At 73.2% G+C, this 21,056-nt stretch carries 18 protein-coding genes; 15 read left to right on the forward strand and 3 right to left on the reverse strand.

What is annotated here, in order from left to right; all coding sequences use genetic code 11:
• The first annotated feature begins 3 nt into the window (after positions 1-3).
• From AB0D74_RS26850 to sucD, 7 genes are all read left to right on the forward strand, one after another.
• Positions 4-1,122 (forward strand): AAA family ATPase, encoded by a 1,119-nt coding sequence (locus AB0D74_RS26850; RefSeq protein ID WP_362592030.1) that lies wholly within the window; start codon positions 4-6, stop codon positions 1,120-1,122.
• Positions 1,119-3,572 (forward strand): DUF5682 family protein, encoded by a 2,454-nt coding sequence (locus AB0D74_RS26855; protein ID WP_362592033.1) that lies wholly within the window; start codon positions 1,119-1,121, stop codon positions 3,570-3,572. Before AB0D74_RS26850 ends, AB0D74_RS26855 begins: the two co-directional genes overlap by 4 nt.
• The gene (locus tag AB0D74_RS26860; protein WP_362592036.1) at positions 3,569-4,810 is read left to right on the forward strand and encodes a VWA domain-containing protein; all 1,242 of its coding nucleotides are present in this window, start codon (positions 3,569-3,571) and stop codon (positions 4,808-4,810) included. The genes AB0D74_RS26855 and AB0D74_RS26860 overlap by 4 nt, the downstream gene beginning before the upstream one ends.
• Positions 4,811-5,014: 204 nt before the next feature.
• Positions 5,015-5,920: a hypothetical protein gene (locus tag AB0D74_RS26865; protein WP_362592039.1), complete on the forward strand. Its 906-nt coding sequence runs from the start codon at positions 5,015-5,017 to the stop codon at positions 5,918-5,920.
• 230 nt (positions 5,921-6,150) lie between these two features.
• Positions 6,151-6,504 carry a hypothetical protein gene (locus AB0D74_RS26870; RefSeq protein ID WP_362592041.1) on the forward strand — a complete coding sequence of 118 codons (354 nt, stop codon included), beginning with the start codon at positions 6,151-6,153 and terminating at the stop codon, positions 6,502-6,504.
• Positions 6,505-7,008: 504 nt separating this feature from the next.
• Positions 7,009-8,190, forward strand: coding sequence for an ADP-forming succinate--CoA ligase subunit beta (gene sucC, locus AB0D74_RS26875; RefSeq protein WP_362592044.1), 1,182 nt, complete (start codon positions 7,009-7,011; stop codon positions 8,188-8,190).
• Positions 8,191-8,217: 27 nt separating this feature from the next.
• Positions 8,218-9,102, forward strand: a complete 885-nt coding sequence (sucD, locus tag AB0D74_RS26880; protein ID WP_362592047.1) for a succinate--CoA ligase subunit alpha — start codon at positions 8,218-8,220, stop codon at positions 9,100-9,102.
• Positions 9,103-9,309: 207 nt separating this feature from the next.
• Here sucD and AB0D74_RS26885 read toward each other — a convergent pair whose 3' ends face one another.
• A complete protein-coding gene (locus AB0D74_RS26885) occupies positions 9,310-10,158 on the reverse strand; it encodes a sigma factor-like helix-turn-helix DNA-binding protein (protein ID WP_362592275.1) in 849 nt (282 codons plus the stop codon).
• Between the two features lie 57 nt (positions 10,159-10,215).
• Here AB0D74_RS26885 and AB0D74_RS26890 point away from each other — a divergent pair, with 57 nt between their 5' ends.
• Positions 10,216-11,958 (forward strand): DUF6350 family protein, encoded by a 1,743-nt coding sequence (locus tag AB0D74_RS26890; protein ID WP_362592050.1) that lies wholly within the window; start codon positions 10,216-10,218, stop codon positions 11,956-11,958.
• A 9-nt stretch (positions 11,959-11,967) separates the two neighbouring features.
• On the opposite strand, the gene AB0D74_RS26895 is transcribed toward AB0D74_RS26890, so the two are convergent.
• Complete coding sequence (locus AB0D74_RS26895; RefSeq protein WP_362592053.1) at positions 11,968-12,711, reverse strand: hypothetical protein; 744 nt, start codon at positions 12,709-12,711, stop codon at positions 11,968-11,970.
• A 393-nt stretch (positions 12,712-13,104) separates the two neighbouring features.
• On the opposite strand from AB0D74_RS26895, the gene purN reads away from it, so the two are divergent.
• Both purN and purH read left to right on the forward strand, forming a co-directional pair.
• Positions 13,105-13,734 (forward strand): phosphoribosylglycinamide formyltransferase, encoded by a 630-nt coding sequence (gene purN, locus AB0D74_RS26900; protein ID WP_362592056.1) that lies wholly within the window; start codon positions 13,105-13,107, stop codon positions 13,732-13,734.
• The gene (purH, locus tag AB0D74_RS26905; RefSeq protein WP_362592059.1) at positions 13,731-15,314 is read left to right on the forward strand and encodes a bifunctional phosphoribosylaminoimidazolecarboxamide formyltransferase/IMP cyclohydrolase; all 1,584 of its coding nucleotides are present in this window, start codon (positions 13,731-13,733) and stop codon (positions 15,312-15,314) included. Before purN ends, purH begins: the two co-directional genes overlap by 4 nt.
• Before the next feature lie 93 nt (positions 15,315-15,407).
• On the opposite strand, the gene AB0D74_RS26910 is transcribed toward purH, so the two are convergent.
• A complete protein-coding gene (locus AB0D74_RS26910) occupies positions 15,408-16,010 on the reverse strand; it encodes an RDD family protein (RefSeq protein WP_362592062.1) in 603 nt (200 codons plus the stop codon).
• Between the two features lie 229 nt (positions 16,011-16,239).
• On the opposite strand from AB0D74_RS26910, the gene AB0D74_RS26915 reads away from it, so the two are divergent.
• The 5 genes from AB0D74_RS26915 to AB0D74_RS26935 all read left to right on the forward strand — a co-directional run bounded on the left by AB0D74_RS26915 (position 16,240) and on the right by AB0D74_RS26935 (position 21,053).
• Entirely contained in the window at positions 16,240-17,094 is an 855-nt protein-coding gene (locus AB0D74_RS26915; protein ID WP_362592065.1) for a bifunctional methylenetetrahydrofolate dehydrogenase/methenyltetrahydrofolate cyclohydrolase, read from the forward strand.
• On the forward strand, positions 17,084-17,512 hold the full coding sequence (locus tag AB0D74_RS26920; RefSeq protein WP_362592068.1) for a DUF3017 domain-containing protein: 429 nt from the start codon (positions 17,084-17,086) through the stop codon (positions 17,510-17,512). Before AB0D74_RS26915 ends, AB0D74_RS26920 begins: the two co-directional genes overlap by 11 nt.
• A gap of 255 nt (positions 17,513-17,767) precedes the next feature.
• A complete protein-coding gene (locus AB0D74_RS26925) occupies positions 17,768-18,244 on the forward strand; it encodes a helix-turn-helix transcriptional regulator (protein WP_362592071.1) in 477 nt (158 codons plus the stop codon).
• Between the two features lie 343 nt (positions 18,245-18,587).
• Positions 18,588-19,664: a DUF2690 domain-containing protein gene (locus tag AB0D74_RS26930; RefSeq protein WP_362592074.1), complete on the forward strand. Its 1,077-nt coding sequence runs from the start codon at positions 18,588-18,590 to the stop codon at positions 19,662-19,664.
• A 399-nt stretch (positions 19,665-20,063) separates the two neighbouring features.
• Positions 20,064-21,053: a malate dehydrogenase gene (locus tag AB0D74_RS26935; RefSeq protein WP_362592077.1), complete on the forward strand. Its 990-nt coding sequence runs from the start codon at positions 20,064-20,066 to the stop codon at positions 21,051-21,053.
• Positions 21,054-21,056: the final 3 nt, after the last annotated feature.

Here is a 21,056-nt window from a genome sequence, read left to right on the forward strand (position 1 = left end):
GCCATGACTGTGTCCGTGGAACCGACCGACCCGACGACCGTCGAGAGCGCACTGCGACCGCACGCCGAGCACGCCTTCGCCGCCGAACTCGCGGCACTGGCCGCACAGGACGACCGCCCGCGCCCGGCCCGCTGGCGGCTGTCGCCGTGGGCGGTGGCCACCTACCTGCTGGGCGGCACGCTGCCGGACGGCACGGTGATCACACCCAAGTACGTCGGCCCGCGCCGCATCGTCGAGGTCGCCGTCACCACCCTCGCCACCGACCGCGCCCTGCTCCTGCTCGGCGTGCCCGGCACCGCCAAGACCTGGGTCTCCGAGCACCTGGCCGCCGCCGTCAGCGGCGACTCGACCCTGCTCGTGCAGGGCACGGCCGGTACCCCGGAGGAGGCGATCCGCTACGGCTGGAACTACGCGCAGCTGCTCGCCCACGGCCCCAGCCGGGACGCCCTCGTGCCCAGCCCCGTCATGCGGGCCATGGCGGAGGGCATGACGGCCCGGGTCGAGGAGCTCACCCGGATCCCCGCCGACGTCCAGGACACGCTGATCACGATCCTGTCCGAGAAGACTCTGCCCGTTCCCGAGCTGGGCCAGGAGGTGCAGGCGGTCCGCGGCTTCAACCTGATCGCCACCGCCAACGACCGCGACCGGGGCGTCAACGAGCTCTCCAGCGCCCTGCGCCGCCGTTTCAACACCGTGGTGCTGCCGCTGCCGGAGAGCCCGGACGCCGAGGTCGACATCGTCGCCCGCCGCGTCGACCAGCTCGGCCGCTCCCTGGAACTGCCGGCCGTGCCCGACGGCATCGAGGAGATCCGCCGGGTCGTCACCGTCTTCCGCGAGCTGCGTGACGGCGTCACCGCCGACGGCCGCACCAGGATCAAGTCGCCGAGCGGCACGCTCTCCACGGCCGAGGCGATCTCCGTCGTCACGGGCGGCCTCGCCCTGGCGGCCCACTTCGGCGACGGCGTGCTGCGGGCCGGTGACGTCGCGGCCGGCATCCTCGGGGCCGTCGTCCGCGACCCGGCCGCCGACCGGGTCGTCTGGCAGGAGTACCTGGAGACGGTCGTCCGCGAGCGGGACGGCTGGAAGGACTTCTACCGCGCCTGCCGCGAGGTGAGCGCGTGAGCGACGACACGGCGTGGCGGCGGTCGCCCGGCCCCGGGCCGCTGCTGCTGGGGGTACGCCACCACGGGCCCGGCTCCGCGCGGGCGGTGCGGGCCGCGCTGGACGCCGCCCGGCCGCGGGCCGTGCTGATCGAGGGACCGCCCGAGGCCGACGCGCTGATCCCGCTGGCCGCCGACCCGGAGATGCGGCCACCGGTCGCGCTCCTCGCGCACGCGGTGGACGAGCCCGGCCGCTCCGCGTTCTGGCCGCTGGCCGACTTCAGCCCCGAGTGGGTGGCGCTCCGCTGGGCCCTGGAGCACGGGGTCCCGGCCCGCTTCATCGACCTGCCGGCCACGCACACGCTGGCCTGGGAGCGGCAGGAGGACCCGGACGAACCGGACGAACCGGACGACGGACCTGACGGACGGGAGGGACCTGAGGGACTGGACGGACCTGAGGGACCGGACGGCGCCGACGGCGGGCAGCGGCAGGTCCGGGTCGACCCCCTCGCCGCGCTCGCCGAGGCCGCCGGTCACGACGATCCCGAACGCTGGTGGGAGGACGTCGTCGAACACCGGGGCGGGGGCGGGGGCGGGGGCGGGGAGCGGGACGTGTTCGCGCCGTTCACCGCGGTGGCGGAGGCGATGGAGGCGCTCCGCGAGACGTACGGCGGCGGAGGCCGCGACCGGGACCCCGTGCGGGAGGCCCACATGCGGCTCCGGCTGCGCGCCGCGCAGCGGGAGTTCGGGGAGCAGGTCGCGGTGGTGTGCGGGGCGTGGCACGTGCCGGCGCTGCGCGCGAGGACCACCGTCGCCGCCGACCGGGAACTGCTGAAGGGGCTCCCCAAGGTCAAGGCGGACATGACCTGGGTGCCGTGGACCAACCGCCGGCTCGCCCGGGCGAGCGGCTACGGCGCGGGCATCGACTCCCCGGGCTGGTACGGGCATCTGTTCCGCGCCCGGGACCGGCCGCTGGAGCGGTGGCTCACCAAGGTGGCCGGACTGCTCCGCGAGGAGGACCGGATCGTCTCCTCGGCCCATGTCATCGAGGCGGTACGGCTGGCCGAGACGCTCGCGGCGATGCGGGGCCGCCCGCTGCCCGGCCTCGGCGAGACGACCGACGCGGTGCGGGCGGTGCTCTGCGAAGGCTCGGACGTCCCGCTCGCGCTGGTGCACGACCGGCTGGTGGTCGGGGACGTCCTGGGGGAGGTGCCGGAGGCGGCGCCCGCGGTGCCGTTGCAGCGGGACCTGACCCGGGAGCAGCGCCGGCTCCGGCTCAAGCCGGAGGCGCTGGAGCGGGAGCTGGAGCTCGACCTGCGCAAGGAGACCGACGCCGGGCGCAGCCGGCTGCTGCACCGGCTGCGGCTGCTCGGCGTCGAGTGGGGCGAGCCCGCGCAGTCGCGGGGGAGCACGGGCACGTTCCGGGAGACGTGGCGGCTGCGCTGGGAGCCGGAGCTGTCGGTGCGGGTGGCCGAGGCAGGCGTGTGGGGGACGACCGTCGAGGGCGCGGCGACGGCCAGGGCCGAGGCCGACGCGGGGCAGGCGGGCGCCCTCGCCGACGTCACCGCGCTCGCCGAGCGCTGCCTGCTCGCCGATCTGCCGGACGCCCTGCCGGTGGTGATGCGGGCGCTCGCCGACCGGGCCGCGCTGGACACGGACGTCGGTCATCTCGCCCAGGCCCTGCCGGCCCTGGTCCGCTCCCTGCGCTACGGCGACGTCCGGGGCACCGGCACCACGGCGCTCGCCGAGGTCGCCGCGGGTCTCGCCGAGCGGGTCTTCGTCGGGCTCCCGCCGGCCTGCGCCGCCCTCGACGCGGACGCGGCCGACGAGATGCGCGGCCATGTGGACGCGGTGCACACGGCGGTGGGACTGCTCGGGGAGTCGGCGGCGCAGACCGGATCCGGCCACCCGGACCTCCGCCTGCGCTGGCGGGCCGTGCTGCGCACGCTCGCCGGGCGGGACACCGTGCCCGGGGTGCTGCGCGGGCGGGCCGTGCGGATCCTGCTGGACGAGGGGGAGCTGGGGCCCGAGGAGGCGGCGCGGCTGATGGGGCTGGTGCTCTCGCCGGGAACCCCGCCCGCGGACGCCGCCGCCTGGATCGAGGGGTTCGTCGGCGGCAGCGGCGGGGGCGGGATGCTGCTGGTCCACGACGAGCGACTGCTCGGCCTGGTCGACGCCTGGCTGACCGGGGTGCCGGCGGAGGCGTTCACGGACGTGCTGCCGCTGCTGCGCCGGACGTTCTCGGCGTACGAGCCGGGAGTGCGCCGGACGATCGGCGAACTGGTGCGCCGCGGCCCGGGGGAGCGGCGCCGGGGCGGAGCGGGGCAGGCCGACGGCACACCGGGATTCGGCGCCGAGCCGGACACCGGGCGCGCCGACGCCGTACTGCCGGTGCTGCGCCTGCTGCTGGGCCTCGGCGACGGGGAGGACACGGCGGAATCGGACAACGACCTTGTGGGGGCGGGGAGATGACCACGGACGTGACGGACGCGGGTGCGGACACCGGCAGCAGCGGCACCAGCGTCGGCGCCGACTCCGGCGCCGACTCCGGCGCCGACTCCGGAGATTCCGGGCGGGAGCGGTTGCGGCGGTGGCGGCTGGTGCTCGGGGGTGAGGCCGCCGACGGGACCGGGTGCGCGCTGTCGGGACGGGACGCGGCGATGGACGGGACGCTGGCCGCGCTGTACGGGAAGGGGGACAGACCGCAGTCGGGGCGGGAGCGCTCGGCGGGGCTGGGGGCGTCGGCGCCGTCGGTGGCGCGCTGGCTCGGGGACATCCGGACGTACTTCCCGTCCTCCGTCGTCCAGGTCATGCAGCGCGACGCCATCGACCGGCTCGGGCTGGCCTCGCTGCTGCTCGAACCGGAGATGCTGGAGGCGGTGGAGGCGGACGTGCACCTGGTCGGCACCCTGCTCTCGCTCAATAAGGCGATGCCGGAGACGACGAAGGAGACGGCCCGGGCGGTCGTGCGCAAGGTCGTCGAGGACCTGGAGAAGCGGCTGGCCACCCGCACCCGGGCCACCCTCACCGGCGCCCTCGACCGCAGCGCCCGGATCAGTCGGCCGCGCCACCACGACATCGACTGGAACCGCACGATCTCGGCCAACCTCAAGAACTACCTGCCGGAGTACCGCACGATCGTGCCGGAGCGGCTGGTCGGGTACGGCCGGGCGTCGCAGTCGGTGAAGAAGCAGGTGGTGCTCTGCATCGACCAGTCCGGGTCGATGGCCGCGTCGGTGGTGTACGCCTCGGTGTTCGGGGCGGTGCTGGCGTCCATGCGGTCGATCGACACCCGGCTCGTCGTCTTCGACACCGCGGTGGTCGACCTCACGGACCAGCTGGACGACCCGGTGGACGTCCTGTTCGGCACCCAGCTCGGCGGCGGGACGGACATCAACCGGGCCCTGGCGTACTGCCAGTCGCAGATCACCCGGCCCGCGGAGACCGTCGTCGTCCTCATCAGCGACCTCTACGAGGGCGGGATACGCAACGAGATGCTGAAGCGGGTCGCGGCGATGAAGGCGTCGGGGGTGCAGTTCGTGGCGCTGCTCGCACTGTCGGACGAGGGCGCGCCGGCGTACGACCGGGAGCACGCCGCCGCGCTCGCGGCGCTCGGGGCACCGGCGTTCGCGTGCACGCCGGACCTCTTCCCCGAGGTGATGGCGGCGGCGATCGAGAAGCGGCCGATCCCGGTGCCGGACCCCGTGTGACGACCGCACCCGGAGGGTGACTTGTCGACTCGGCGATGTCCGGCGCGGCCGTCAAAAGGGACATGAGTACCCATCGGTAACAGGGGGCTTGCGCACCCTCGGGAGTCCCGTGCAAGGATCGAAGTCTCCACTGGTCTTTCACCGGCCTTCACGCCGTTGGACCCCTTCTGCTCCGTTCCGCCGCACCGGAGGATCCTTCCCGCCTTGACCTCGCCAGCAGTTCTGTCCGGTGCCGTCGTACGCGTGTTGCGTACGACGCAGGGACGGCGCGCGCTGCAACTGGCGCTGCTGGTCGGCGGAGTGCTCGCGCTCGGCTTCCTCTGCGGGCAGCAGGCGCAGGCGGCCGAGGGGATGGCGTCGAAGCCGTCGTTGACGTCGGCCGTGACGTCGGCGGTGCCCCACCGGCTCGCGCCGCACCGGGAGCCGGGGACGGCGCGAAAGCCCGTCGCCGAGGCCCCGCCGGTGGTGGACGGCGTGGGCGGAGTCGTCCGGTCCGTGACCGGCACGGTGACCGGCACGGTCAGCGACACGGTGGCCGGGACCGTGGCCTCTCCCGTCGTCTCGGCCCTGACCGAAACGCTCACCGAGACGGTCACCGAGACGGTGCGGCAGGTGACCGAGCTGCCCGCCCTGCCGGTGGTGCAGGTGCCCGAGCTCCCCGTCGTCTCCACCCCGCCGGCCGAGTCGGCCCCGGCACCGGTGACGCCGGCGCCCGGCCCCACGCAGGCGCAGCCGCGGACACCGGTCACGCACGACACCGGGCACGAGAAGCCCCGTACGGAAACGGACACGGCGGACCCCGCCATGTCGTACGGGCCGCGGATTGCCGCACCGGCCTTCGCCTCCGGCGGGGCGACGCACGCCGACGGCCACCGGGCCGCCCGGGCCGGCCGCGCCGTCGACGCTCCGGCCCGCCCCGCGCCCGCCGGTGACCCGGACGGCGCACTGGGCAAGGCGGCGGTGGACGGCACCGCCTCCCGGCACGGCGACGCGTACGCCGTGACCTTCGCCGACCGGGCGCCGCTCAGGCTCGCGCCCGCTGCCGCCGCGCGGTTCGACGCGGCCGGGACCCGGGACAGGTACCGGGACATCCCCCTCTTCCCCGGCTAGGACCGGCGACCACCTTCCCCGCCACGGACCTGCCGCGCGGGGGCGGAACAGGTCTGCCCGTCCGTCCGGACCCCGCGGATCCCCTTCTGGACTCCGTGAACACGCCTCGGTTCCCCTGCCGGGCGCTCCGGGCGGCGATGTCCCCAGCCGCGCTTCCGGCCGCACCGGAAGCTCTCCCGGCTCCGTCTGCGCGTGCTGAACGCGCCGGAGCCCGAAGGACTGACACACGTATGAACGAGTACATAGGCCGTTCCATGGTCACCGCCGCCGGCGGGAGCTGGGCGTGGGCGTTCGGCCGGCCCGCGGCGGCCGGCGCCGTGCAGCCGCCCGCCGGGCCGGGCCGGGCGGACCGGATCCGCGGCGCCCAGGCCATCCAGGGCGCCCGTGCGGCCCGCGCCGCGACGGCCACGGCCAAGGCGCAGGCCACGGCCCGAGCCCACGCCCAGGCCCTCCAGAACCGCGCGGAGGCCATGCTCGCGGACACAGAGACGGCTCCTGGCCACTTCCCCGGCCACTTCCCCGGCCACTTCCCCGGCCACCCGCCCGTCACCCCGGTCACCCCCGTGCGCCCCATGACCCCATGAGCCTGATGACCCCATGACCCCATGACCTCGGAGGTCGGCCGCCGGGCGCAGGCCCGCGCGACCGGCTCTCCGCGACTCCGTGGGCGGTCCGGTACGGGCGGCCGAACGCCGTCGGTCCGTCCGGCCGGAATCCCACGGTTTCGGGGCGGCCCTCCCCCCTGGGGCGGGGCATGGCCGCCCGGCCCGAGGACACGAGAAGTCCTCGGGATCTGAGGCCTCACCGGGCCAACCCCAGCCCGGTGAGGCCTCGCACTTCGCACGCAAGACGGCACGCCGTGCCACGAGAACCCCGGATACCCGGCATCATGTGACAGGTATCACCGCTCAGGTGTGACTCCCGATTTAGAGACCCCCAGCGAGCGGCGATAATCTGCGAGACGGACATGCCGCGCGCTCGGACACCGTGTGCGCACCCCTTGTGACACATTGCGGACGTCACGTTGCCCTTCGCGGCACGCCCACGCATCCAACGAACCGCGAGATCACTGATAGGGACGGAAGCGCGTGGACCTGTTCGAGTACCAGGCGAGGGACCTCTTCGCCAAGCACGATGTACCGGTGCTGGCCGGTGAAGTCATCGACACGCCTGAGGCGGCGCGCGAGATCACCGAGCGGCTGGGCGGCAAGTCCGTCGTCAAGGCGCAGGTGAAGGTCGGTGGTCGCGGCAAGGCCGGTGGCGTCAAGCTGGCCACCTCCGCGGACGAGGCCGTCGCCCGTGCGACGGACATCCTCGGCATGGACATCAAGGGCCACACGGTCCACAAGGTGATGATCGCCGAGACCGCCCCGGAGATCCTCGAGGAGTACTACGTCTCCTTCCTCCTCGACCGTGCCAACCGCACCTTCCTCTCCATCGCCTCCGTCGAGGGCGGCATGGAGATCGAGGAGGTCGCGGCCACCCGCCCCGAGGCCGTCGCCCAGACCCCGATCAACGCGATCGACGGTGTGGACCTGGCCAAGGCCAAGGAGATCGTCGCCGCCGCGAAGTTCCCGGCCGAGGTCGCCGACAAGGTCGCCGACGTGCTGGTCACGCTGTGGGACACCTTCATCAAGGAGGACGCCCTCCTCGTCGAGGTGAACCCGCTGGCGAAGGTCGCCTCCGGTGACGTCATCGCCCTCGACGGCAAGGTGTCGCTGGACGACAACGCCGAGTTCCGCCACGCGGACTGGGCGGAGCTCCACGACAAGGCCGCGGCCAACCCGCTGGAAGCCGCCGCCAAGGAGAAGAACCTCAACTACGTCAAGCTCGACGGCGAGGTCGGCATCATCGGCAACGGCGCGGGTCTCGTCATGAGCACCCTGGACGTCGTCGCGTACGCCGGTGAGAACCACGGTGGCGTCAAGCCCGCCAACTTCCTGGACATCGGCGGTGGCGCCTCCGCCCAGGTCATGGCGAACGGCCTGGAGATCATCCTGGGCGACCCCGACGTCAAGTCGGTCTTCGTCAACGTCTTCGGTGGCATCACCGCCTGCGACGAGGTCGCCAACGGCATCGTGCAGGCCCTGAAGCTTCTGGAGGACCGCGGCGAGGACGTCTCCAAGCCGCTCGTCGTCCGCCTCGACGGCAACAACGCCGAGCTGGGCCGCAAGATCCTCACCGACGCGAACCACCCGCTGGTGCAGCGCGTCGACACCATGGACGGCGCCGCCGACAAGGCCGCCGAGCTGGCAAACGCCGCCAAGTAAGCACTCAGGACGAGGACACAACACACCATGGCTATCTGGCTCAACAAGGACAGCAAGGTCATCGTCCAGGGCATGACGGGCGCCACCGGCATGAAGCACACCAAGCTCATGCTGGGCGACGGCACCAACGTCGTGGGCGGCGTCAACCCGCGCAAGGCGGGGCAGACCGTGGACTTCGACGGCACCGAGGTACCGGTATTCGGTACGGTCGCCGAGGCCATCGAGAAGACCGGCGCCAACGTCTCCGTCATCTTCGTGCCGGAGAAGTTCACCAAGGACGCGGTCGTCGAGGCCATCGACGCCGAGATCCCGCTGGCCGTCGTGATCACCGAGGGCATCGCCGTGCACGACTCGGCGTCGTTCTGGGCGTACGCCGGCAAGAAGGGCAACAAGACCCGGATCATCGGCCCGAACTGCCCCGGCATCATCTCCGTCGGCCAGTCCAACGTCGGCATCATCCCGGGCGACATCACCAAGCCGGGCCGCATCGGCCTGGTCTCGAAGTCCGGCACGCTGACGTACCAGATGATGTACGAGCTGCGTGACATCGGCTTCTCGACCGCCGTCGGCATCGGTGGCGACCCGATCATCGGCACCACGCACATCGACGCGCTCGCCGCGTTCGAGGCCGACCCCGAGACCGACCTGATCGTGATGATCGGTGAGATCGGTGGCGACGCCGAGGAGCGGGCCGCGGACTTCATCGCGAAGAACGTGACCAAGCCGGTCGTCGGTTACGTCGCGGGCTTCACCGCGCCCGAGGGCAAGACCATGGGCCACGCCGGCGCCATCGTCTCCGGTTCGTCGGGCACCGCCCAGGCGAAGAAGGAGGCCCTGGAGGCCGCGGGCGTCAAGGTCGGCAAGACCCCGACCGAGACGGCGAAGCTGGCCCGCGAGATCCTCGCCGGCTGAGCGTCGTTCTCGACGCCGGCTGACTGAACGCCGGTAGGCCCGTCCCCGGGGTGGGGGCGGGCCTACCGGCGTTTCGCTCACCGGCGCTTGCCGGGTGCCGCCGCGCCCACCCGTGCCGCCCTGCGGCACGCCTGCCCGCAGCTGGGGTGCCCCGTAAGGGGCGCGGGGAACTGCGCGACAAGCCCCCACCGGCCCGCAGCCGACGGACTACCGAGCCACCGGCACCACTCTCTCCGGGCCGTTGTAAGCAAGCCTCTGCAGCTTCAGCCGGAGCGCTCGCTCCCCCGCCGACAACGGCCCCATCCCCACCTCCGCCGGCACCCCGCTGATCGCCTGTGCCGGGCCGATCGGCGCCTCGTAGTGCGTCGGCGCCGTCCGCAGCGTGAGGGTGGTCGCCGCGATGATCGTCGCCGTGAAGGCGAGCGCGGACCGGGTCCAGAAACGCGTCCGCTGTTCGGCGAACGTCCGTACGGTCGGCGGCTGGGCCGCCCGCAACCGTTCCGTCGAGGCCAGTTCGGCCAGCCGTCGGTGCAGCGCGGCGGGATCGGCGAGTTCCGGCACCTGACGGGCGATCAGTCGCCGCGCCCGGGTCAGCCGGCCGGCCGCGGCCGGCGTGCTCGCCTCCGTCTCCGCCGCGGTCTCCGGCAGGTCGAGGCCGACGCCGTCGTACAGCAACAGCGTGCGCCGGTACGACGGCGGCAGCTTCAGCAGTGCCTCCAGGAGCGCGCGGTCGGCCGCGTCGGCCGGCGGTGGCTCGGGGTGGCGGTACCGCAGCCGGAACCGGTGCCAGGGGGAGAGCGCACACTCGTGCGCCGCCGCCCGCACCCAGCCGGCCGGGTCCCGGTCACGGGCCACCTGCGGCCAGTTCTGCCAGGCCAGTTGGAAGGCCCGCTCGACGGCCTCCTGCGCCAGCTCCCGGCGGCCGGTCAGCAGATAGGCCTGCCGTACCAGGGCCGGGGCGCAGAACGCGTAGAGCGCGTCGAAGGCCTGAGCGGGCGTCGGTGCGGGGTTCGTCATCGGGCGCACCTCCCTTCGAAAAAGCACATAAACATATATTGAGCGACACTTCGGCCGTTCATCGGTTACGCCGGAAAAGCGCGTGTCGTTGGGAGCATGGCGGTCGTGATTCGGATGACCGCCCGCCGACCGTCCCTGCCGTCCCGCCGCTCGTCGTCGCCGCCGCTGCTCAGCCGGGTACGCGACCGTTCCCCGGGACTCGGCGCGAGCCTGGCGGCCGGTGCCCTCGCGGCCGGGCTCGGACTCGGTTCCTTCGCCGTCCTGGCGATCGCGCTGTGGGTCAGCTCGCCCTACCCCGACAGCGGTCCCGGCGGCGCGCTGCACGTCGCGGCCGGGCTGTGGCTGCTCGCCCACGGCGTCGAACTGGTCCGCACCGACACGCTGTCCGGGGCTCCGGCGCCGGTCGGGGTGACGCCGTTGCTGCTGCTCGTCCTGCCCGCGCTGCTGCTGTACCGGGCGGCCCGGTACGCGGTGGACGCGCCGGACGGCGACGACCCCGACGCGCCGCCCCCGGTCCGCGCCCGTACGGCCTGGACCGGGGTCGTCGCCGGCTACCTCGGCGTCGGCGGCTGTGCCGCCCTGTACGCGTCCGGCGGTGACCTGTGCCCCCAGTGGGCGTGGGTGGCGGTGGGCCCGCCCCTGCTCGCGGCGTGCACGGCGGGCGCCGGGGTGTGGACGGCGTACGGCCGTCCGCGTGAACCGCTGCTGAACCTGGTGCAGGTACTGCCGGCCGCGGTACGGCGGCGGCTGCTCGGGCGCGACACACGGGTGCGGTGGGGTACGGCCCTGCGCGCCTCCCTGGCCGGGACGGCCGTGTTCCTCGGGGGCGGGACGCTGCTGCTCGCGGTGTCGCTGGTGGGGCACGGCGACGCCACACGGTCGTCGTTCCTCCAGCTGACGGAGGGCTGGACGGGCCGGTGCGCGGTCCTGCTCCTGTGCGTCTCGCTGATCCCGAACGCGGCGGTGTGGTCCGCGTCGTACGCCGTGGGCCCCGGCTTCGCGCTCGGCGCCGGGCACCTCGTGAACCCGCTGGCCTCGGATCCGGCACCGCTGCTGCCGCCCTTCCCGCTGCTGGCGGCCGTACCGCAGCACGGTCCCGGAACCCCGCTGAACTGGGTGGCGGGCGTGGTGCCGGTGGCGGCCGGGGTGACGACGGCGTGGTTCGTGGCGGCGCGGGCGGCCCGGCGGCGCTGGTCGGCCGAGCGCACGGCAGGGGTGGTGGTCCTCGCGGCACTGCTGGGGGCGCTGCTGCTCGCGGCGCAGGCCGAGTTGGCCGGCGGCCCGCTGGGCGTCGCCGCGCTCGCCTCCTTCGGCCCGGTCTGGTGGCAGACGGGCGCGGCGACCGGCGGCTGGCTCCTCGCGGTGGGCCTGCCCGGCGCCCTGATGCTGCGGGCGTGGCGGAAGGGTGGCGCCGCCTCACTCGCCGCGTGGCTGGGGTTCGCCGGTCGGAAGCCGCGGGACGAGCAGGCCGAGCAGAAGCAGAAGACGCCCACGGGCAAGACGCCCACGGGCGAGAAGTACACGGAGAAGGGGCAGAAGGAGCAGGCCAAAGGCGGCCGGACACCGTCGGCCTCGGATCCCGTCCCGGCCCCCACCCCGACTCCGGCCTCGGGCGTGGGCGCGGCCCCCACCCCGCCCCGGGTCTTCGTCGCCGGGCTGCTGCCCGATCAGATCGACGGCGGCGACGCCTCCGAGCAGTACGAGGCGCTGCCCACCGACCCGCTGCCCGGCCCCTGGGAGGACGAGGCGGCGCGCAAGGCCCGCTGGACGGCGCTGCGGAAGCTGTCCGAGCCGGCCGCCGAGGACACCGAGGACACCGAGGCCCCCGAGGGCCCCTGAACCCACTCGTCAGCTGTTACCGCTGCCCAGCACCCCGCGCAGCTCCTTCGGCAGCAGATGGTCGCAGGACTGCTGGGCCTCGTTGGTGAGGGCGTCCGAGACGCAGGTGTAGTAGTCGCGGTAGACCATCTGGGCCGTGAAGTTGGCCGCCACCAGGGCCAGCGCCAGGGACGCCGTGACCAGGCCGCTGATCGCCGCCGTCGTCTGGGGGCGGCCGGTGGCGGCCTCGGCCGGGTTGCGGGGCTTGGCGCGGAGCGCGCTGATGCCCCAGTACACGGCGAGGGCACCGAGCAGCAGCGCCACGTACGGCCAGCTGAAGAGCGCGAAGAGGAAGGCCCACATGCCGCACAGCAGGGCGTACCGCGCCCGCCGCTGGGCCGGGTCGGTCGGGTCCCAGCGCATGCCCGGTCCGCCGGGACCGCCGGGGCCGTTCTGCCCGCCGGCGCCCGGGCCGCCGTCGGGACGCTCGCCGAAGCCGCCGGACTGCCGGCCGGGCTGGCGGTCGCTCCACTGACTGCCCCACGGCGCTTCCCGGTCGTCGTCACCGGCCGGGCGGCGCGGTCGCCACGGGCTGTCCGGCGTGCCCTCCGGCGGCGGGGCGAAGGGGTTGTCGTCCTGCGAGTCGTTCTTCGGCCGGTCCGAGGGCGCGTCCGGCGGCGAGACCGGCCGCTCCCGCAGCAGCACGGCGGAACGCGTCCCTCCCTGTACCGACTGCGGGGGGAGCATACGAAGTCCCAGGCTGCGGTCCGGCATCAAGTGAGCGTCTTCCCCTAGATCAAGATGAACAGAACAGAGCTGATGGATGGGCTGGATCGGCTGGATACGGCTGGCCATGGCTGGATCGTCTGGATACTGCTGGACACGGCGGACGGGGGGCTGCGGGCGATCGGCACAGCAGCCGAAACGACCGCCTACCCCGTGAACGCGTCGTGTCCCGGACGCGTTCCCGCCTCGGTACCTCCCAGACGCTACCTTCCGGCCACGCCCCCGTCCCGTGGGGGCCGCCCGGTGTGCCGGTATCGTTGCTGACGGTCGGCCGCTTCGTAGACTTCCCCGTATCCCGGGGCGCGAAGCACTCGTACGAATGTACAAAGCGGGTGCGGGGCCGGCCGCCGTACCGACGCTTCCCCGAGAAAGGGCCCCACCGTGGCCGCCAAGCCCGTGGCCAAGCGCCTCGTCGTGCTGGTCTCCGGATCCGGCACCAACCTCCAGGCGCTCCTCGACGCGATCGCCGAGACCGGCGTCGAGGCCTACGGCGCCGAGGTCGTCGCCGTCGGTGCCGACCGCGCCGGCATCGAGGGGCTCGCGCGTGCCGAGCGGGCCGGGATCCCGACGTTCGTGACCCGGGTGAAGGACTTCGGGACCCGGGAGGAGTGGGACCGGGCGCTGGCCGACGCCGTGGCCGCCCACGCACCCGACCTCGTCGTGTCCGCCGGGTTCATGAAGATCGTCGGGAAGGAGTTCCTGGCGCGGTTCGGGGGGCGGACCGTCAACACGCACCCCGCGCTGCTGCCCAGTTTCCCGGGGGCCCACGGCGTACGGGACGCGCTCGCGTACGGCGCCAGGGTCACCGGCTGCACCGTCCACTTCGTCGACGACGGTGTCGACACCGGGCCGATCATCGCTCAGGGCGTGGTGGAGGTCCGGGACGAGGACGACGAGAGCGTTCTGCACGAGCGCATCAAGGACGTCGAGCGAAGGCTGCTCGTCGAGGTCGTGGGGCGGATCGCCCGCAACGGCTATCGCATTGAGGGACGAAAGGTAGTTATCCAGTGACCGCCGAGAGCACTGTCACGGCCGAGAGCGGCAAGCGGGCCATCCGTCGCGCGCTCGTCAGCGTCTACGACAAGACCGGGCTCGAAGAGCTCGCCCGCGGACTGCACGAGGCCGGTGTCGCACTCGTCTCCACCGGCTCCACCGCCTCCCGCATCGCCGCCGCCGGCGTCCCCGTCACCAAGGTCGAGGAGCTCACCGGCTTCCCCGAGTGCCTGGACGGCCGGGTCAAGACCCTGCACCCCAAGGTGCACGCCGGCATCCTCGCCGACCTGCGTCTCGAGGACCACCGGCGCCAGCTCGACGAGCTCGGCGTCGAGCCGTTCGACCTGGTCGTCGTCAACCTGTACCCGTTCCGCGAGACCGTCGCCTCCGGTGCCACCCCCGACGAGTGCGTCGAGCAGATCGACATCGGCGGGCCCTCGATGGTCCGGGCCGCCGCCAAGAACCACCCCTCGGTCGCCGTCGTCACCAGCCCCGCCCGCTACGCCGACGTCCTCAAGGCCGTCACCGAGGGCGGCTTCGACCTCGCCACCCGCAAGCGGCTCGCCGCCGAGGCCTTCCAGCACACCGCGTCGTACGACGTGGCGGTGGCGTCCTGGTTCGCCTCCGAGTACGCCCCGGTCGACGAGTCGCGGTTCCCCGACTTCCTCGGTGCCACCTGGGAGCGCGAGAGCACCCTGCGCTACGGCGAGAACCCGCACCAGCCCGCCGCGCTCTACGTGGACGGCAGCGGCAGCGGTCTCGCGCAGGCCGAGCAGCTGCACGGCAAGGAGATGTCGTACAACAACTACACGGACACGGACGCCGCGCGCCGTGCCGCGTACGACCACGACGAGCCCTGCGTCGCGATCATCAAGCACGCCAACCCGTGCGGCATCGCGGTCGGCACGGACGTCGCCGAGGCGCACCGCAAGGCGCACGCCTGCGACCCGCTGTCCGCGTTCGGCGGGGTCATCGCCGTCAACCGGCCGGTGAGCAAGGAGCTGGCCGAGCAGGTCGCGGAGATCTTCACCGAGGTCATCGTCGCGCCCGACTACGAGGAAGGGGCGCTCGAGGTCCTCGCCAGGAAGAAGAACATCCGGGTGCTGAAGGCGCCGGGCGCCCCCGCCAACCCCGTCGAGGTCAAGGCGGTCGACGGCGGTGTGCTGCTCCAGGTCACCGACCGGCTCCAGGCCGACGGCGACGACCCGGCGAACTGGACCCTCGCGACCGGCGAGGCGCTGGACGCGGCGGAGCTGGCGGACCTCGCGTTCGCCTGGAAGGCCTGCCGGGCCGTGAAGTCCAACGCGATCCTGCTCGCCAAGGACGGCGCCTCGGTCGGCGTCGGCATGGGCCAGGTCAACCGCGTCGACTCGGCGAAGCTCGCCGTCGAGCGGGCGGGGGAGGAGCGGGCGCGCGGCTCCTACGCCGCCTCCGACGCGTTCTTCCCGTTCCCCGACGGCCTGGAGATCCTCACCGCGGCCGGTGTGAAGGCCGTGGTCCAGCCCGGCGGTTCGGTCCGTGACGAACTCGTCGTCGAGGCCGCGAAGAAGGCGGGCGTGACGATGTACTTCACCGGGACCCGGCACTTCTTCCACTGAGTCGCGGGCGCGCAGGCGCAAACACGCGAGGGCCAAAGACCAGGGCCGTGTCCCCCTGTGCGGGGACACGGCCCTTGGGGTCGCTGCGAACGCTCAGTTGCTGCGGATCACGATCGTGCCGCAGACCTTGTCGGCGAACGTCTGGCGCTTGGAGTCCCACGCCGGCCACAGGTAGCCGAGGTAGCAGGGCAGGCCGTCCAGGATGTGGGCCAGCTGGCGCACGAACGCCATGCCCGCACCGATCGGCTGGCCCGTCTCCTCCTTGAGGGTGCGGGTGCCGACCGCCTTCTTGCCCAGGCTCTGACCGGTACGCCCCTCCAGGATGATCTGGTAGACGAACAGGCCGATCAGGCCGAGGAAGCCGATGATCGTCAGCGCGGGGGTCTTGTTGCCGGCGCCCACGATCACGAGGATGTACGGGATGCCGTACAGCAGCGAGTCGATGAGCCTGCTCAGGAAACGCCAGCCCCAGTTCGCGTACGGCGGCGTCGCGCCGTAACCCTGCTGCGGGTAGCCGTAACCGCCCTGCTGCGGGTAACCCGGCTGCTGCGGGTAGCCGTAGCCCTGCTGCGGCACACCCTGCGGGGCCTGCGGGTAGCCGGGCTGACCCTGCTGCGGGTAGCCGTAGCCGGGCTGACCCTGCTGCGGGTTCTGCGGCTGCTGGCCGTAGGGGTTGTTGGGCGCGCCGAAACTCATGACGGGTTTCCTCCGTTTTACCTGCGGGGACGACGCGGACAAGACGGAGGTACGTCATGATCTGAGCGGTTTTGCCCCCCACCGGACCGCGATACTGCGCCGCTCATCGTTTAGTACGGACGTGTCGTTGTCCACCCTGATTCGCGATGTGTTGTGCAAGTGCAACATCATTGATCATGACCGCACACCCGACTGGAACCGGGAGACCGGCATCCGCGAGGATGGACCCATGACCGCCCAGATTCTCGATGGCAAGGCCACCGCAGCCGCGATCAAGTCCGATCTGACCGCCCGCGTGGCGGCGCTGAAGGAGAAGGGCGTCACGCCCGGCCTCGGCACGATCCTCGTCGGGGACGACCCCGGCAGCCAGAAGTACGTCGCCGGCAAGCACCGCGACTGCGCGCAGGTGGGCATCGCCTCCATCCAGCGCGAACTCCCCGCCACCGCGAGCCAGGAGGAGATCGAGGCGGTCGTCCGCGAGCTCAACGACGACCCCACCTGCACCGGCTACATCGTCCAGCTCCCGCTGCCCAGGGGCATCGACGAGAACCGCATCCTGGAGCTGATGGACCCGCACAAGGACGCGGACGGCCTGCACCCGATGAACCTCGGCCGGCTGGTCCTCGGCGAGCCCGCGCCGCTGCCCTGCACCCCCAACGGCGTGCTCACCCTGCTGCGCCGGTACGGCGTCGAGATCAAGGGCGCCGAGGTCGTGGTCGTCGGCCGCGGCGTGACCATCGGCCGCCCGATGCCGCTGCTGCTCACCCGGCGCAGCGAGAACGCGACGGTCACGCAGTGCCACACCGGCACCCGCGACCTCGCCTCGCACCTCAAGCGCGCCGACATCATCATCGCCGCCGCCGGCTCCCCGCACCTGGTCCGCCCCGAGGACGTCAAGCCGGGCGCCGCCGTCCTCGACGTCGGTGTCTCCCGCAACGCCGACGGCAAGATCGTCGGGGATGTGCACCCCGGGGTCGCCGAGGTCGCCGGGTGGATCTCCCCGAACCCCGGCGGGGTCGGGCCGATGACCCGTGCGCAGCTGCTCGTCAACGTGGTCGAGGCGGCGGAGCGCAGTGTCGGCTGACCGCGGTCACGAGCAGGGTGCGGGGCGCCGGGCGACCCGGCGCTTCCCGCTGTTCACCCGGGACACGGCGCGCCCCGAAGGGGGCGGCAGGGCCGCGTCGGGGGATCTGCCGGCGCCGGCCCGGCAGTGGCCCATGCTGGTGGTCCTCGCGACCGTCGCGGTGGGGCTGCTGCTGACCTCGCTGGACCAGTTCCGCGTCGGCGCACTGCTGATCGGGGCGGGGCTGCTGGCCGGTGGGGTGATGCGGTGGATACTGCCGAGCGTCGGGATGCTGGCGGTGCGGTCGCGGTTCACGGACATCGCGACGTACGGGGTGCTGGGGCTGGCGATCGTGCTGCTGGCGTTGATGGCGCAGCCGAAGCCGTGGCTGGTGATCCCCTATCTGAAGGACACGCTGCACTTCACGATGAAGAGCTAGAGGTCCGTCGTCGGGTGCGGGTGCGCCGAGGCGGCCCGTCCCCTCCCCCGAGCAGGACGGACCGCTGTCGGGAATCAGCCTTCCACCGCGCGGCGGCTGTTCAACGCCTGTCCTACGGCTGTGGCAGAGAGGTGACAGTTCCGCTACGAGCCGCCCGCACGGCCCCTGCCTGCGGGAACCGGCGGGCCGCCCGCCGTCGTCACCCGCTCTGAACTGGCAACGAACTGGCAACGAGGCAGGCCGTGGAGGTGCGTGATGGGCGGCTGGCAGCCGCTGCCGGAGGAACTCCCGGCGGAGGTGCGGCACTTCGTGGAACAGCTGCGGCTCCTCAAGGACGACACCGGCCTCAGCCTGGTCGCGCTGGGCGCCCGCACCGCGTACAGCAAGTCCTCCTGGCAGCGCTATCTCAACGGCGTGCAGCCGCCGCCCCGGCAGGCCGTCGCCGCGCTCTGCCGGGTCGCCGGCCTGGCCGGTGCCGACGCCGAACGGCACGCCGTGCGCTGGGAGCTCGCCGTCGAGGCCTGGCCGCGTCCGGCGACCGTCCCGGACCCGGACCGGCCGCCGGGCGCGGGGGAGCCGGAGGGGTACGAGGACGATCCGACCCTCCCGTGGTGGGACCGGCCGGAACCGGACCCCGCGCCCCGCCCGCACCACCGGCTGCTGCTGTACGCGGTCCTGCTGCTGCTCGCCCTGCTCCTCGTGGCGGTCGTCGGCGCCGTGGCTCTCGGGTGAGCTGTGACCCCTGTGACCTGCGAGGTCACGGCCGGATGACCGGTGTGTCGATGTGTTGACAAGTTCGCGGACAGGTAACGGAGGCGACCCACAACCGGGCTAACGTGTCCGATCGGGACGAGCCGAGGGCCCGTTGGACCGTACGACGGGCGGCGTGCGACGGTGCATGCCGTACGGGCCGATGCTCCAGTGCGCCCCCTGCCCGGGGACTGTTCTCCGGGACCGCCGCATCCCGCTGGGTAGCCAGAACGGGGACCGGCGCGGGGGCACCGCGCGAGGGGAAACGCGGGGAAGACACGGCACCGAACCGGGGGAAGAGGACCGGGGGAAGAGGGGGGAAGCAATGCCTCGTTGGAAGGCCCTGCCGGACGAACTCGATCCGCAGGTCAAGGAGTTCGCGACCCAGCTGCGGCGGCTCGTGGACCGCAGCGGCCTGAGCGTCGCGGCACTGTCCGACCGCACCGGCTACGCCAGGACGTCCTGGGAGCGCTATCTCGGCGGCCGGCTGCTGGCACCGAAGGGCGCGGTCGTCGCGCTCGCCGAGGTCACCGAGACCGATCCCGTCCACCTCACGACCATGTGGGAGCTGGCCGAACGGGCCTGGAGCCGTTCGGAGATGCGCCACGACATGACCATGGAGGCGATCCGGATCTCCCAGGCGCGGGCCGCGCTGGGGGAGTTCGGGGCCCCGCCCGCCACGTCCTCGGGCGGTGCAAAAGGCGCAGGCGGCGCCGGAGGCGCAGGAGGGGCGGACGGCAAGGCCCCGCGCCGGGCGGGCGGCGCGGTGGCGATGCCGGGGATCGCCGGACCGGCGGGCGTCTCGCCCACCATCCCGCCCCAGCCGACGGCACCCGACGCCGACCGCCGGGAGGGCTCCGGCGCCCGCGGCCCGGCCGGGTCCCCGCCCCCGGCGGGGCCCGGCGGGGGCAGGCGGCGGCTGACGATGTTCCTCGCCGGGGTCGTCGGGGTGGCCGTGGTCGTCGCCGGGGTCCTCTTCCTCACCGGAGGCGACGGCGGCGGCGCGAAGAACCAGGGCAACGGCGCCTCGGCCACGCCGTCCACCGCCACCGGCGGCGAGCTCCCGGCCGGGGTGAAGTGCGCGGGCGCAGGCTGCACCGGCAAGGACGCGGAGGCCATGGGGTGCAGCGGCGACCTCGTGACCACCGCGAAGACCGTCACGGTCGGCGCGACCACCCTGGAGGTCCGCTACAGCCGGACCTGCGGCGCCGCCTGGGGCCGCATCACGGGCGCCGCCCGGGGCGACTCGGTCCGGGTCACGGCCGGCACCAGCACGGAACGCGGCGACATCACGGCCACCGGCGACACGATCGCGTACACGCCGATGGTGGCGGTGCGGGACGCGGCGGCGGCGAAGGCCTGCGCCACGCTGGCGTCGGGGCAGCAGGGGTGCACGACGTAGACCTGGAACAGCCCGTCCGGCGTTCGAGGACGAGGCCGAAGGCCGACAGCAGGGGCCCGGGGGCGGCAGCCCCCGGACCTCGCGGCAACGCCGGCCCGCGAAGAAATCGGCGGCACACAGGAATGCCCGCTTCCATCCTGGGCACGCGACAGGTATCCCCCCACGGGAGTCCGGAAACCGGTACCCCCGAGTGGCGGCCGTCCTGTCTCACCTCTCCCGGACAGGCGGCCGCCTCTTTTGTGGGCTGAGCCACACGGACCCCTCGCCCTCCGGCATCCTTGATGCGCGATAGCCTGACCGGTGGATCTCTTGATGCCAAGAGATCGATCATTTGTACGTCCGCACCCCAGGGCACCCAGGGCAAGGACGCCCACCGCCAGCTGTCATACGGAGAACGCCATGACCCGCACTCCCGTGAACGTCACCGTCACCGGCGCGGCCGGCCAGATCGGTTACGCCCTGCTCTTCCGCATCGCCTCCGGCCAGCTGCTCGGCGCGGACGTGCCGGTCCGGCTCCGCCTCCTGGAGATCACCCCCGCGCTCAAGGCCGCCGAGGGCACCGCCATGGAGCTCGACGACTGCGCCTTCCCGCTGCTCCAGGGCATCGACATCTCCGACGACCCGAACGTCGCCTTCGACGGTGCCAACGTGGCCCTCCTGGTCGGCGCCCGCCCCCGCACCAAGGGCATGGAGCGCGGTGACCTGCTGGAGGCCAACGGCGGCATCTTCAAGCCGCAGGGCAAGGCCATCAACGACAACGCCGCGGACGACATCAAGGTCCTGGTCGTCGGCAACCCGGCCAACACCAACGCGCTGATCGCCCAGGCCGCCGCCCCGGACGTACCGGCCGAGCGCTTCACCGCGATGACCCGCCTCGACCACAACCGCGCGCTGACCCAGCTCGCGAAGAAGACGGGCTCGACGGTCGCCGACATCAAGCGCCTGACCATCTGGGGCAACCACTCCGCCACCCAGTACCCCGACATCTTCCACGCGACCGTCGCCGGCAAGAACGCGGCCGAGGTCGTCAGCGACGAGAAGTGGCTGGCCGAGGAGTTCATCCCGACCGTCGCCAAGCGCGGCGCGGCCATCATCGAGGCCCGTGGCGCGTCCTCCGCGGCCTCCGCCGCCAACGCCGCGATCGACCACGTCCATACCTGGGTCAACGGCACCGCCGACGGCGACTGGACCTCCATGGGCATCCCGTCGGACGGCTCCTACGGCGTCCCGGAGGGCCTCATCTCCTCCTTCCCGGTCACCACCAAGGACGGCGCGTACGAGATCGTCCAGGGCCTGGAGATCAGCGAGTTCTCCCGCGCCCGCATCGACGCCTCGGTGCAGGAGCTGGCGGAGGAGCGCGACGCGGTCCGCGCCCTCGGCCTCATCTGAGCC

Origin of the sequence: Streptomyces sp. NPDC048278 (genome assembly GCF_040652195.1) — a bacterium.
Lineage (GTDB): Bacteria > Actinomycetota > Actinomycetes > Streptomycetales > Streptomycetaceae > Streptomyces.